This is a genomic window from Arcobacter pernae, from assembly GCF_049472135.1.
Classification (GTDB): domain Bacteria; phylum Campylobacterota; class Campylobacteria; order Campylobacterales; family Arcobacteraceae; genus Arcobacter_B.
Genome location: NZ_JBMOVV010000007.1, coordinates 124,442 through 138,457, shown reverse-complemented (window position 1 = coordinate 138,457; position 14,016 = coordinate 124,442). Strand labels below are relative to the sequence as shown.

General features: G+C 29.4%; 16 protein-coding genes. 14 read left to right on the top strand and 2 right to left on the bottom strand.

Annotated elements, in window-relative coordinates; genetic code table 11:
• Positions 1–43 precede the first annotated feature (43 nt).
• The 6 genes from ACH5BF_RS09705 to pyrC all read left to right on the top strand — a co-directional run bounded on the left by ACH5BF_RS09705 (position 44) and on the right by pyrC (position 5,724).
• Positions 44–1,231, top strand: a complete 1,188-nt coding sequence (locus tag ACH5BF_RS09705) for an EAL domain-containing protein (RefSeq protein WP_423274043.1) — start codon at positions 44–46, stop codon at positions 1,229–1,231.
• Between the two features lie 123 nt (positions 1,232–1,354).
• Positions 1,355–2,569 carry an ammonium transporter family protein gene (locus ACH5BF_RS09700; protein WP_423274042.1) on the top strand — a complete coding sequence of 405 codons (1,215 nt, stop codon included), beginning with the start codon at positions 1,355–1,357 and terminating at the stop codon, positions 2,567–2,569.
• Positions 2,570–2,581: 12 nt separating this feature from the next.
• Complete coding sequence (locus ACH5BF_RS09695) at positions 2,582–2,920, top strand: P-II family nitrogen regulator (RefSeq protein ID WP_423274041.1); 339 nt, start codon at positions 2,582–2,584, stop codon at positions 2,918–2,920.
• 135 nt (positions 2,921–3,055) lie between these two features.
• Positions 3,056–4,240 carry an ammonium transporter family protein gene (locus tag ACH5BF_RS09690; RefSeq protein ID WP_423274040.1) on the top strand — a complete coding sequence of 395 codons (1,185 nt, stop codon included), beginning with the start codon at positions 3,056–3,058 and terminating at the stop codon, positions 4,238–4,240.
• Between the two features lie 120 nt (positions 4,241–4,360).
• Complete coding sequence (locus ACH5BF_RS09685; RefSeq protein WP_254576450.1) at positions 4,361–4,699, top strand: P-II family nitrogen regulator; 339 nt, start codon at positions 4,361–4,363, stop codon at positions 4,697–4,699.
• Positions 4,699–5,724, top strand: coding sequence for a dihydroorotase (gene pyrC / locus ACH5BF_RS09680; RefSeq protein WP_423274039.1), 1,026 nt, complete (start codon positions 4,699–4,701; stop codon positions 5,722–5,724). Before ACH5BF_RS09685 ends, pyrC begins: the two co-directional genes overlap by 1 nt.
• Positions 5,725–5,734: 10 nt before the next feature.
• On the opposite strand, the gene fliM is transcribed toward pyrC, so the two are convergent.
• Together fliM and ACH5BF_RS09670 are read right to left on the bottom strand one after the other, a co-directional pair.
• Positions 5,735–6,853, bottom strand: coding sequence for a flagellar motor switch protein FliM (fliM, locus tag ACH5BF_RS09675; protein WP_423274038.1), 1,119 nt, complete (start codon positions 6,851–6,853; stop codon positions 5,735–5,737).
• A 1-nt stretch (position 6,854) separates the two neighbouring features.
• A complete protein-coding gene (locus tag ACH5BF_RS09670) occupies positions 6,855–7,913 on the bottom strand; it encodes a flagellar basal body P-ring protein FlgI (RefSeq protein WP_423274037.1) in 1,059 nt (352 codons plus the stop codon).
• Between the two features lie 90 nt (positions 7,914–8,003).
• Here ACH5BF_RS09670 and ACH5BF_RS09665 point away from each other — a divergent pair, with 90 nt between their 5' ends.
• Genes ACH5BF_RS09665 through ACH5BF_RS09630 form a run of 8 tightly spaced genes read left to right on the top strand, consistent with a single transcriptional unit; the run spans position 8,004 to position 14,014 of the window.
• On the top strand, positions 8,004–9,206 hold the full coding sequence (locus tag ACH5BF_RS09665; protein WP_423274036.1) for a hypothetical protein: 1,203 nt from the start codon (positions 8,004–8,006) through the stop codon (positions 9,204–9,206).
• 2 nt (positions 9,207–9,208) lie between these two features.
• The gene (locus tag ACH5BF_RS09660; RefSeq protein ID WP_423274035.1) at positions 9,209–9,469 is read left to right on the top strand and encodes a flagellar biosynthetic protein FliQ; all 261 of its coding nucleotides are present in this window, start codon (positions 9,209–9,211) and stop codon (positions 9,467–9,469) included.
• A gap of 3 nt (positions 9,470–9,472) precedes the next feature.
• Complete coding sequence (locus ACH5BF_RS09655) at positions 9,473–9,877, top strand: hypothetical protein (protein ID WP_423274034.1); 405 nt, start codon at positions 9,473–9,475, stop codon at positions 9,875–9,877.
• A gap of 2 nt (positions 9,878–9,879) precedes the next feature.
• Positions 9,880–10,380 carry a MotE family protein gene (locus ACH5BF_RS09650; protein ID WP_423274033.1) on the top strand — a complete coding sequence of 167 codons (501 nt, stop codon included), beginning with the start codon at positions 9,880–9,882 and terminating at the stop codon, positions 10,378–10,380.
• Entirely contained in the window at positions 10,380–10,919 is a 540-nt protein-coding gene (locus ACH5BF_RS09645) for a flagellar basal body-associated FliL family protein (RefSeq protein WP_423274032.1), read from the top strand. The genes ACH5BF_RS09650 and ACH5BF_RS09645 overlap by 1 nt, the downstream gene beginning before the upstream one ends.
• 5 nt (positions 10,920–10,924) lie before the next feature.
• Positions 10,925–11,350, top strand: coding sequence for a hypothetical protein (locus ACH5BF_RS09640; protein ID WP_423274031.1), 426 nt, complete (start codon positions 10,925–10,927; stop codon positions 11,348–11,350).
• Positions 11,343–12,047, top strand: a complete 705-nt coding sequence (locus ACH5BF_RS09635; RefSeq protein ID WP_423274030.1) for a flagellar basal body L-ring protein FlgH — start codon at positions 11,343–11,345, stop codon at positions 12,045–12,047. The genes ACH5BF_RS09640 and ACH5BF_RS09635 overlap by 8 nt, the downstream gene beginning before the upstream one ends.
• A gap of 56 nt (positions 12,048–12,103) precedes the next feature.
• A complete protein-coding gene (locus ACH5BF_RS09630; RefSeq protein ID WP_423274029.1) occupies positions 12,104–14,014 on the top strand; it encodes a flagellar hook-associated protein FlgK in 1,911 nt (636 codons plus the stop codon).
• Positions 14,015–14,016 lie beyond the last annotated feature (2 nt).

Genomic DNA, 14,016 nt, shown 5'->3' with positions numbered 1-14,016 from the left:
TTATGTTATAGTAAGAGGCTACGTTAAACAAGGAGAGTTTAATATGATTGATAAAATAATAGAGAATAGACTTATTCAGATACATTTTCAGCCAATTGTATCTATTAGAACAAAGTCTATTTTTGCCTTTGAAGCTTTGTGTAGATGTTCATATAATGATCAAGTAATACCTCCTGATTTATTATTTAAACTTGCTAAACAAAATGATTTACTTTTAGAGTTAGATATTTTAGCTAGAAAGAAGGCAATTGAAAAATTTTTGGAATATTATAAAAAGAATAATGACTTAATTTTATTCTTGAATTTTGAATCTTCTTTATTAAATGACTTAGAATCTTTTGAAAAAATAAATAGTTTTTTAGAAGATATAATTGATTTAAAAATACCTTTTAGAAACTTTGTTTTAGAAATAAAAGAAGATGAAATCTCAAATATTGAAGTGTTAAATAAGTTTTGCAAAATGTATAAAGATTTAGGCTTTTTAATTGCATTAGATGATTTTGGAACAGGAAGTTCTACATTTCATAGAATAAATATTATAAAGCCTGATATCATAAAAATTGATAGGTCGCTATTTGTTGACCATGAAAATCAAATAAATAAAGAGATAGTAAAAGCTATCTCAAAAATGAGTCATAATTTAGGAATTAGGGTTTTAGCAGAAGGGGTTGAAGATGAAGAAACAATTTGTAGTTCATTAAGAGCTTCAATAAATCTATATCAAGGATATTTCTTTTCAAAACCAAAATATGAAATTGATGATGTATCAATTAGTTTGATTGAAAATAAAATAGGCGAAATAGCAAAAGTCTTTAAACAAAATAATATTAATTCACTAAATCAAAAAAGAGAAGCAATTGATACTTACAATAAGATGGCTAAAGATATTATAGATAAAATTGATTCCATAGATAATTTTTATGAGAGTATAAAAAATCACGCATCAGCTTATGAAAATATAGAGGCTGTATATTTAATAGATGCAAAAAACTCAAAACAGATATATGACACAGTAATTTTAAAAAATATAAATGATAGGTTTAAAGCAACAAAAGATGGTTTTGAACACTATTTAAAAGAGTATTACTATATAACTTTAGAATCAAAGCAAGGTATATTCCTAAGTCAAAAGTACATCTCTTACGCTACAGGAAGCCTTTGTAAGACTTTTGCAAAGAGATTTACATTATCAAATGAAAACTATATTTTATGTATAGATATAGTTTTATAATTCTTATAAATTATACTGTTGAATAAATATTTGCATAAATGTATATAAAATATACAGCATATATGTTTACACTTTTGTCGGTTTGTTTTATAATGACTGTAGATAAATTGACAAAGGAGTCTTATGGAAAATTTTACTGATGTAAAGTATATACTAGATGGTTTCCTGTTTGTATTCTCAGGAGTTCTAGTAATGTGGATGGCAGCTGGTTTTGCCATGTTAGAAGCTGGTTTAACAAGAACAAAAAATAACGTTACTGTTTTAACAAAAAATATTGGGTTATTTGCAATATCTTGTATTATGTTCTACTTTGTAGGTTACAATGCAATGTATGGTGATGGAAACGCATTTATTGGTTCTATCTCAATGTTTAGTGGTGAAAATGCACCTGATGCAGCATATCCTGCATTTTCAGACTTTTTCTTCCAAGTAATGTTCGTTGCTACTGCTGCATCAGTAATTTCAGGTACAGTAGCTGAGAGAATGAAGTTATGGCCATTCTTAATCTTTGTTGTTGTGTTATCATCTTTAATTTACCCAATTCAAGGTCACTGGACATGGGGAGGAACTGAATTAGGTGGTTTAATTGCTGGTTTCTCTGACTTCGCTGGTTCTACAATTGTTCACTCTGTTGGTGGATGGGCTGCATTAGCTGGTGTTTTAATTCTTGGTGCGAGAAAAGGTAAATATGGTAAAAACGGTCAAGTAAGACCAATCCCTGGTTCAAACTTAACATTAGCAACTTTAGGTACATTCATTTTATGGATGGGATGGTTCGGATTCAACGGTGGTTCTCAATTAGCATTAGGTTCTAAAGCTGATATTGATGGAATTGCAATGGTTGTAGCTGATACAAATATGGCTGCTTGTGCTGGTGCTATTGCTGCGGCACTTTTAACTCAACTAATTTACAAAAAAGTTGATTTAACTATGGTTTTAAATGGTGCTTTAGCAGGACTTGTTTCTGTAACTGCTGGTCCTGATTTAGGTATGTTAGTTTCATTTGTTGAAGGTATTGTTGGTGGTGCTTTAGTAGTATTTGCTGTTCCTTTCTTTGACAAGTTAAGAATTGATGATCCTGTTGGTGCTTTATCTGTTCACTTAGTAGCAGGTATCTGGGGAACAATTGCTGTTGGTATCTTTAATCCAGATGTGACTATCTTAGCACAACTTAAAGGTATTGTTGTAATTGGTGCATTTGTATTCATAACTTCATTCATTGTATGGAAAATCTTAGACATTACAATTGGACTTAGAGTTGATGAAGAGACTGAAGTTAATGGTCTTGATATTCATGAAACAGGACTTGAAGCTTACCCAGAGTTCAAAAGAGCTTAAGGAGTATTATAGATGAAAAAGATTGATGTAATTATAAAACCGTTTAAATTAGAAGATGTAAAAGATGCTTTAGTTGAAGCAGGAATTACAGGTATGACTGTAACTGATGTAAAAGGTTACGGTAGACAACAAGGTCACTCTGAATTATACAGAGGGGCTGAGTATGTGGTAGACTTTTTACCAAAGATTAAAATCGAAATGGTTGTAGCAGAAGATATGGTTGATGTAGCAATTAAAGCAATCACTGAATCTGCTAAAACTGGAAAAATTGGAGATGGTAAAATCTTCGTTTCTTCACTTGATGATGTTGTTAGAATCAGAACTGAAGAAAGAGGCGCTGACGCTATCTAATAATAGATTAGAAACTATACAATACAATCCAAGATACATATTTTTTCTTGGATTGTATATTTTTTATACATAAACCTTCTGTACAAATATTTTTTATACCTATATAATAAAAGAAAACAAACAAAGGAATCTTTTATGGGTGTAGAAGTATCTTACGTGATTGACACGCTATATGCAATCTTCGCAATGACTTTAATTATTTTCATGGTACCAGGGTTCGCAATGTTAGAAGCTGGTATTGTTAGAACAAAAAACGTTACGGCTGTATTAACTATTAATACTCTGATTTATGCTATTGCTTCATTAGCATTCTTACTGATTGGTTATTCAATTGCTTTCGGTGATTTTGGAAGTGATTCTATGAGTAAATGGGCAGCATTTTTATTCCAAATGGCATTTGTTGGAAAAGTTGTAAATATTATGAGTGGTGGGGTTAGTGAAAGAGCAAAAATTATTCCATTAGCATTATTTACAATTATTATGGCATCAGTTATTTACCCTTTAGTTGTAAATGTAACTTGGGGAGCAAACATATTAGAAGGTACTGCTTTAGCTTTATCTATGTATGACTTAGCTGGTTCAACTGTAATTCATTCAACTGGTGGATGGGCATTATTAGCAGCTATTCTAATTATAGGTGCAAGAAAAGGAAGATATACAGAAAGTGGTGGGATTAGAGTAATTCCAGCTTCAAATATTCCTTTAGTAACTTTAGGTGCATTTTTACTATGGATTGGATGGTTCGGATTTAATGGTGGTTCTGTTGGATCAATTGCTTCAAAAGAAGGGGCTGATGCTGTAGCTTTAACTATTATGAACACAAATACTGCTGGTCTTGCTGGTGCAATTATGGTTGCGATTATTATGCAAATTAGATATGGTAAACTTGATTTAACAATGATTCTAAATGGTGCTTTAGGTGGATTAGTTGCTATTACAGCAGGGCCTGATTTATATGATATTTATACTCCAATTTTAATTGGTGCTATTGGTGGAGCATTAGTTGTATTTGGTGTATCTTTCTTTGATAAAATCAGAATTGATGATCCTGTTGGTGCTTTATCTGTTCACTTAGTAAATGGTATTTGGGGAACACTAGCAGTTGGTATTTTCGCTTCAAATGGAGATGATATAACATTTATGGGACAATTAAAAGGTGTAATTGTTGTTGCAATCTTTGCCTTTGTAGTTTCATATGTAATTTTATATGTAATAAATAAAGTAATGCCACTAAGAGCACACAAAGATGAAGAAGTACAAGGTCTTGATGTTGAAGAGTGTGGTGTTGAAGCATATCCAGAGTTTAAAAGAGCATTTTAGAATAGTGTAAACTATTCTAAAATTTAGTTTGATTTTGTTATTAAAAGTCATAAAAAAGACTAGATAATTTAAATTTAAAAAAATTTTGTTAAAATATACGAACTTAAAAAAGGATTAATAGTGAAAAAAATTGAAGCTGTAATTAAACCGTTTAAATTAGAAGATGTAAAAGATGCTTTAACTGAGGCAGGAATTACTGGTATGACTGTTTCTGATGTAAAAGGTTATGGTAGACAACAAGGTCATTCAGAACTTTATAGAGGTGCTGAATATGTTGTTGACTTTTTACCAAAAATTAAACTAGAACTAATTGTTTCAGAAGAAGATGTTGATTCAACAATTTCTGTTATTACTGAAGCTGCAAAAACTGGAAAAATCGGAGATGGTAAAATCTTCGTTTCACCAATTGAAAAAATCGTAAGAATTAGAACTGGTGAAGAAGATGAGGAAGCAATTTAATGAGTAGTGTTACTACTTTTGAAATTAATGAACCTTTAGATATGCACCTTCACTTACGTGATGGTGATATGCTAAAGCTAGTAGGTCCACTAACATCTAACACGTTTAGTGGAGCTTTAATAATGCCTAACTTAGTACCACCAGTAACTACTAAAGAAGCATTATTAGCTTATAAACAAAGAATTAAAGAAGCATGTGAAGGTGATACTTTTGAACCTTACTGTACTCTTTTCTTTCAAAATGATTATTCATATGAATTCTTAGAAGATATTAAAGATGATATTATTGGAATTAAACTTTACCCTGCAGGAATTACTACAAACTCAGAAACAGGTGTTTCATCTATGGATGTAGAAGTATTAAGACCTACACTTGAATCAATGAGTAAGCTTGGGATTCCTTTATGTGTTCATGGTGAAACAAATGGTTTTGTTATGGATAGAGAAAAAGAGTTTATGCCAATCTATGAGTCAATTGCAAGTGCATTCCCTGATTTAACTATTATTATGGAGCATATTACTACAAAAGATGCTGTTGAACTAATGGATAAGTATGATAATTTATATGCAACTGTAACACTTCATCACTTATTAATTACACTTGATGATGTAGCAGGTGGAATGTTACAACCACATCTTTTCTGTAAACCTATTGCAAAAAGATATGAAGATAAAAATGCATTATTAGATGCAGCTTTAAAAGCACATCCAAAACTTATGTTTGGTTCAGATTCTGCACCACACCCAAAACATAAGAAAGAGTGTTGTGGTTGTGCAGCTGGTGTATTTACTTCACCTATTGCATTACAAGTTTTAACTGAGTTATTTGATAAATATCAAGCTTTAGATAATTTAAATGCTTTTGTATCTTTAAATGCACAAAAGATTTATAACTTTAAACCATTAACTAAAAAAATAAAATTAGTTAAAAAAGATTTTGTTGTACCTGAAATTTATGAGTACAAAAATGAAAATGTTGTACCAATGTATGCAGGTGAAACTTTAGCTTGGAGTATTGAAGAGTAAAAAAGAAGGGTTAATATTTCCCTCTTTTTTTCTCATCCTCTTTTTCTTTAAGAAGTCTTCTGATGTTCTCAGCAGTTTCTTGAGCTTTTGTGATTCTTTCTTCTCTCATTGATCTTAATATATCAAGTGTTTCTTGTTTTTCTTTATCAAGGTTTGTTTGTATTTGAATAGCTTTTCTATTATTTGAGATACCAGATACAGTTAAAAACTTCTCTTTTTTATTGATATAAACTTTTGTTGAGGCTGATGTTGCATTTTTATTAAATACAATAACATCATTTTCTTTTAAATTTAAAATCTCTTCTGCTGTTAATTCTGTTTCTGCCATAATAGCTTCAATCTTCATTTTAGCACCAGAAATAAGAGTTGTAATATCTCTTTTTCTACTTGATTTTCTATTTTTACCCTCAGAGAATACTTTCTCAACAACTTTACCTAATAGAGGCTCAATATATGAAATAGGGTAACAAATAGATAAGAAACCTGACTCTTCATCAATAGTAACTTCAAGTACAACAAGTAATACAATTTCATGGTCAGAAATAATCTGGATTGCATTTGCATTTGTATCTTTTGATTCAACTTTGAAGTTTAATGTTGATACATCATCCCAAGTCTTGTATAGATTTTTTATTACTAATTCATAGAAATGATCAAGTATTTCAACTTCTATTTCAGTTAATTCTCTATCTAAGTTATCACTAGTATTTACAGCACCTGAACCTAATAGCTCAGCGATTATTTTATGTGAAATACCAGGGTTTGACTCTATTACAATTCTTCCTTCCATTGGTTTAATAGAAAGAGTGTTTAAAGACGTAATTTGAGGAATAGATAAAATAAACTCTCCATATGTCATTTGTTCAATTGAATAAAGTTTAATATCTACAATTTTTCGCAGCATCGCTGATAAATCAGTAATAAAGTCCCTAAGCATTTTATCATGCATTGTTGAGAAGGCTTTAAATTGCTCTGGTGAAATCCTATTTGGTTTCTTGAAATCGTAAATTGAGTAGTTCTTTTCTTTTGATACAACTTTATCGGAAGGAGTAGCATTATCAATATCTTCCCCTTGCTCGGCAATATCTAAAAGCGCATCAATTTCATCTTGACTTAAAAATTCAGCCATACTATCCTCTTATCTCAAATTCAACATCAATTGCACCAAGCTCTTTTATCATTTTTAAGGTATCAATTATTTCTGTCATTGGTAGTTTCATAACCTTCATAGCTCTTACTAAATCAGAAACTGTTGGTTGCTTTCTAGTGTCAATTCTTGCATTGTTAATATCTACAACAGGCTTATCAACGATTTTTACACCATCACCAACATCAACACCTTTATTTAGTTTTTCATCTCTCCATTGATTGTCATTTAAAGGAGTTTGTTTGATTCTAATTGTAAATGAATCTCTTGCAATAGTAACTGGGTCAATTACAATATCTCCTCCTGTAATAACAGATTGTCTATTCATATCAATGATTATTTTTTTCTTGAAGCTTGAATCAAGTTCTATTCCTTCAACAATTGCAATAAATTTAACAATAGACATTTCAGGTGGTTTTATAACATCAATAGTTCTTGTATCAATTGCTGATGCAATCTTTCTTCCAAATCTTTTATTGATTTTTGTTTGTATTAAATCTGCATTTTTGGCTGAACTTTTTAAAAGACTCAATCTAATTGAATCTTCATCTTTTAAACTAAAATCAACTTCATTTTCAACAGTTGCTCCATCATAAATAAAACCAGTTGTTTCATTTTGAGAATCTGCAACAATAGTTCCTTGTGCAAGGGCATAAACCTTACCATCAACACCTTTTAGTTGTGTAATAAGAAGTTCACCTTTATCAACTGATTTTGCATCACCAATTGTAGATACTTTAACTTTTATTTTATCACCTTGTCTTGAAAATGGAGGAAGTTTTCCAGTAACCATTACTGCTGCTATATTTTTAGAGTTGATTGATCCAGCAGGGATTTTTATATATGAGTTTCTAAGTAGGTTTTGTAAACTTTGCATGGTGAATTTTGACTTGTCACCAGTTCCTGCAAGTCCAACAACTAAACCATACCCAATAAGTTGGTTTTCTCTAATTCCAATTATATTTGATATATCTTTAATAGTTTGCGAATATAACGATGAGATAAATAATACTACTAAAAAAAAATACTTCAAAATAAACACCCTCTAATTAAGTATAATTATTTTATCAAAAATTTAATAAAAAAAGGTATAATCTATACAATAAAAATGATTGTATTATAGGGTTTTAGTTTGAATGTATATATTTATGGCAACAGCGGGTTTAAAAAAGAAATTCATGAGACTTTAGAACATGCTAATATTAAATTTAAACTTGATGCAGATAGTGTCATAAAAGATATTAATAGTTTAGATGAATTAAAAAATATAATACAACATAATCCTAATGATATATATTTGATTGATGATGAAAAAATCATTAAAAAAGATGGATTAACAAAAAAACTAAAATTTTTAACCCCTAAAGATGGAATAGAAGAGGAGTTTCTTTTAGATAATGGAATTGCAGACTTGTCAGTCGATTCTTTAAAAGAGATTCCTAAATATATCATTCAAAAACATGAACAGCAAAAAACTTATGTAACAGAAGATATTCAAAATTCAATAGCAAATATTGTTGATGATGCTTATAGCAAAGAAGAAAACAATAATATTGACATGCAAATCAATGAAGAAAAAAATGAGAAAGATGATATAGATTTTTCAGATAGTTTTGAGTTAGATGCTGAATTAGCATCCTTGCTTGAAAGAGATGAATCTTCAGATGTTGAAATTATTGAAGAAGAACCAAGTTTAGAGTTAGAAGTAGAAGATGAGTTTGATTTAAATGATGATAACTTGATGTCGGAAAAAGAGCTTGAAAGTCTTATGAATTTTGAAGATGATATGGGATTAAATAATAGTTCTTTTGACTATGATGAAGAATCAAATAAACAAACTGATGATATGGTTGATTTTGAAAAAGATTTTGATAGTGATGAAAATGAAATAGATTCACTTATTAACGATTTAGAAAATGATGATATAATAAATCAATTAGATAATGAATTGGACTTTGAGCCAATAGAAGAAGATATTGAAGAGGATCATGAAAACTTAGATGAACTACTTAATGATGAGAGTTTTGAAAGTTTTGATACAAGTGAATTTGATAGTATATCTTTAGATGAACCAATAAAAGGAGAGAAGATGAGTGATGAATTCTCAGAATTAGATTCATTAAATGAAAATGATATTCTAAGTGCAATTGAGAACTTAGATGATATTAAACCTTTTGAGAGTAAAAGTATTGAAAAAGATCTTTCATCTTCTTCAATTAGTAAAAATGAAGAAAGTATTGAAGTTAATAGTTCAAGTGCACAAGATATTGCTCAACTGATTACTAAACTATTAAATAATAAAACATTAGAGATTACAATTAAAATAAAAGATTAAATATGGATTTAATGCTAATTGCAGAAAATACTGTAAAAATCATTCTAATTTTAGGAATGCCTTCATTAATTGTTAGTATGATTATTGGTCTTATTATTTCTGTATTTCAAGCAGTTACTCAAGTAAGTGATGCTTCTTTATCATTTGTTCCTAAAATGATTTTTGTTTCAGCTTTTATTTTAGTTACATTACCATGGGTTGGAGATCATATCTTCACTTATACTAAAGACTTGTGGGATCTAATGCTTATTTTTGGGAATTAGATTATGATAGATAAATTATATAATTTAAAGCAAACTCAAACAGATCAAAAACTAATGGAAAAGGGTCAATTACAAGTTAAGATTGATACCCTTCAAGCTGAAATAATGTTCACACAAAATAAAATTGATACAGCAACTCTTCACAAATTTGGTTCAATCTCAGACTTTACAGTTTTAGCAATGCATAAAAATACTATGAGACAACATATTTCAAAACTTGAAGAAGAGAAAAAAGAGTTAGAGCAAATAATGGAACAAGTTGTAGAAGAAGTTATTGAACTTCAAAAAGAGACTGAACAGTTTGCCTACATCTTAGAAGAAGAAAAAAGAGAAGCTTTAAGAAAATTACTTTTAGCAGAGCAAGAAGCTTCAGAAGAGTATATTCAAAGTAAATACATAACAGGTTAGGAGTGTTTTTGATTAGATTTTTTATAGTATTAATGTTTTCTTTTTTAACATTAAATGCCCAACAAGCAAATGATAGTAGTTCTTTAACTAAACAAAAATTAGAAATAAAAGAGTTAAAGAAAGAACTAAATCTTTTTTATAATCAAAAAGAAAAAGAGTATCAAGAAAGAAAAAAAGAGTTAGAAACTATTTTAGCAAAGATTGAATCTGAAAAAAAAGCAATTCAAGATCTTTACAATAAAAATGAACAAACATTAAGAGATATTAATCAAACAGTTGAGAGTAAAACAACTAAAATATTTAATAAAATGAAACCAAAAATTGCAGCACAAATCTTTGATGAAATGATTGCTGAGGGAAAACTTGAAGATGTTTTTGATATAATCATTAGACTAAAAGAAAAAAATATTACACTATTATTTAAATCATTAAGTGTTCAAAATGCAGCACAATTAACAGAAAAGCTAGAAAATTTTAATATAAAAGAAGAAAAGGGAGAGTAATGGCAGAAGAAACAGAAGACCAATCAAAAAGTTCAGGTGGTGGAAAAGGATTAATGATTGTGCTTATAGCACTTGTAGTTGTATTACTTCTTGCTGTTGTTGGTGGAGCATATTTTCTATATTCTCAAGGAGTATTATCTCCTAAAGATCCTCAAGCTCAAGAAGAAACTACTGCAAAAAAAGAGGAAGCAGGTGATTCTAAAGAGACATTCAAAGCTGAAATTAATGATTTAGTTTTAAATATTACTAATTCAAAAGGTAGAGAAAAACTAATGAAATTATCTTTTGCAATTAAGAGTGTAGAACCTAGTATAGCAGCATTAGTAGAGAACTATAGAGCAGAAATCATTGATGTTGTGATTAGACAAATAAGTGCTAGAAGTTCAGAAGAATTATTAACTGTTGGTGGAAAAGCTTTATTAAAAGAAGAGTTAATTGAAGAGATTAATTCTGTATTAAATGAAGTAACTTCTTCAAATGAAGATATTAAAGCAAATCATATTAAACAGATTTTATTTACGACTTTTGTAATTAAGTAAAAACAATGATAGTTGCTGTAAAGAGAAATAGAAAACAAAAGCTTATAAAGCTTTTATCAATAGTAGTCGTAGTTTTAATGTTCGCAGGCTACTATTTACATATGAGCAATGAAATGCAAAAACAGCAAGAAGCTGAATTAAAAGCAAAACAAGCAGCTTTACAAGAAGAAAAAGCTAAAGAGAATGAAAAGAAAAAAGTAGAAGGCATTATTTTCAATGAAGTTGAAAAAGCAGTAAGTTTAATAGGTCAAGAAAATGTAAGACATGTTAAGATTATTGAAAATAGACTTATCTTAATCTGTGAACTAAATACAAATCTTGAACCTTTAATGGTTAGATACGGAACTATGGCTTTAGTTAAAAATACTTTAAATGAAGTAATTATTGCAATTGATATACAATATATTTTGAAGAGTAGATTAAATGCATAAATTTATTTATCCAGTATTAATTGCCTTTCTTTTTAATGCTTGTAGTACAAGTGAACCTGAAATAAAATTTGAAGAACCAAAAATACAAGTACCAAAACCACAGCCTGAACCTAAAAAGAATAAAGGCTCACTTTATTCTATGGAAGGAACTTCTTTGTTTGCTGATAAAAAAGACCTTCAAGTTGGGGATATTATACAAATAAATATTGATGAAAATTTAACATCAAATACTAACAATAAAAGAGAACTTTCTAATGATAGAAATAGTAGTTTAGGTGGAGGAATATTAGCAGGAACAGGAACAAATACTTTAGGTGCTACTGCTGGTAAATTAGCTAATAAATTTAATAGAAATTTAGGAGTTGATTTCTCTACTCAAAGTACTAACTCAGACTCAGGTGAGGTTAAAACAAGTTTTGCTGAGAGTTTTTCTACGTCGATTTCTGCAATAATTCAACAAACTTATCAAAATGGGAACTATTATATTAAAGGCTCTAAAGAGTTGTTGATTGATGGACAAAAACAAGTTATAATAATTACAGGTGTGATAAGACCATATGATATTAGTTCAGAAAATTCGATTAGCTCAAATCAAATAGCTAATTTAAAACTAATGTACGATAAAGAGGGTACGGAAGCTGATATTATGGAAACTCCATGGGGTATTAAGCTTATGAGAGCGATATGGCCTTTTTAATCTAATTTTAAGAAATGTAATGCAATAATTAGACAATATACTACAAAGGAGTCTCTATGCTTAATACATTAAATGTTTCACAAACTGGTTTAACAGCTGCTAAAATAGCTGTTGAGAATGTTTCTAATAATATAGCTAATGAGAATACTCCTGGTTATAAAAAAAGAGTTGTTGATATAAAAGAGCTTGAGCAGACTGACACTAGATTTACAGGTCGTGGTGTTGGTGCTGACAATGCATATAGGGTTACAAACCAATATATGTTTGATAGGCTTATGACTGAAAATACAAGAGAGCAAGGATATACTAAGCTTTCAAGTATTTTAGGAAGTGTTGAAACAGCTTTTAAAGAGACTGATAATAGTGGTTTTTCTTCAGACTTAAATAGATATTTCCAAGCGGTTGAAAATTTAAGATCTAATCCGAATTCTGAAGTATATAAAAATGGACTTATTAATGAAGGTAAACTTTTAGTAGAGTCTTTACAAAATTTATATACAGGTATTGAAAGAGCGCAAGAGTTAGAAGAGCAAGAGCTTCAATCTAATGTAGATAAAGTAAATGATATTTTACAAGAGATTGGTCAAATCAATGAAAAACTAGGTAAACAAAGTGAAGCTACTAATGATTTATTAGATAGAAGAGATTACCTAGAAGAACAATTATCTTCGTATGTTGATATTAATGTTGATAGATCTTTTGGTGAATATGAGCTTAAAATTGCTGGTAACGTAGCAGTTAGATATAACACAAATGTTAGAGATATTAGTGTTGAAGAAGAACATAAAGCTCAAATAGATAGATTTGCAGATAATGCAGGTACAGGAAGTAGTTTAACATTTATTGATAATACAACAGGTGCTGTAACTAATACTCCTGAGTTAGGTGATAAAATCACTTATAAACTTAATAACGACCAAGAAGTGACAATTACAGTTGGTAGTTCTCAATATACTGATAAAGATGGAAATGCAGTTGATATTGATTTTGATGAAGATGGAACTCCTGATGTTGTTGATGCAGACAATTATGTAAGAGCTTTGGCTTATGCAATAAATGACAATCCTAGTACAAAAGGATTAATTACTGCATATAATGGTAACTACAGAGTTGATGATGATGGAAATAAAATTGATATTGATGGTGAAGATAAATTCTTATTAATTGAATCAGATAGCCCAGGAGTTAATGGTAAATTTGAAGGTAGAATTACAATTACTGAAAGTAATGATGTTGATGGTGATGGTAATTTAGATGAAGTAAGAAATAGTTTTTATAAAGATGAACTTCAAAGTAGTGAAGCAGTAAGTAGAACTTATGTTGCAATCTATGATAAAGAAGTTGACTTAAAATCTGGTGTTTTAAAAGTTCAAACAGATAATATCAGTTCTGATTCACCAAACAATAAACTAGAGGTTTATAAAGAAAAACTTGATAAGTTTGCAAAAGTTCTTGCAGATGTTACAGATAAATATATAAGAACAGGTGTTGATACTTATAAGTTTGGTGAAAAAGCTATTGATGAACTTGATAGTACTGTAGGAGATACAGTAAAACTAGGACTTTTCTCAGGTACAAGTGTAAGTACATTGAAGTTTAATGAAACAGCTATTAATGATTTAGATCAAAAAGATTTAGATTACTTAGCAGAGCTTCAATGGAAAAAAGATTTATCTTTTACAGATGGAGCACAAGACCCAACTCATAATGATAGAACTTCTTTTTCAGAGTTCTTTCAAGAGATTAGAGCAATTGTTTCAGAGGATAAAGAGAGTACAGATTTTGTTTTAGATACTCAAAAAGATATTAAAGCAGCTTTAACATCTTCATATAATGAACTTGTAAAAGTTGATAAAGACGAAGAGATGGTTAATTTAGTTAAGTTTCAAGCAGCTTACACAGCTAATGCTAAAATTGTAACTATAATTGATGAAATGTTACAGACTTTATTAGGTCTTAAAAGGTAATA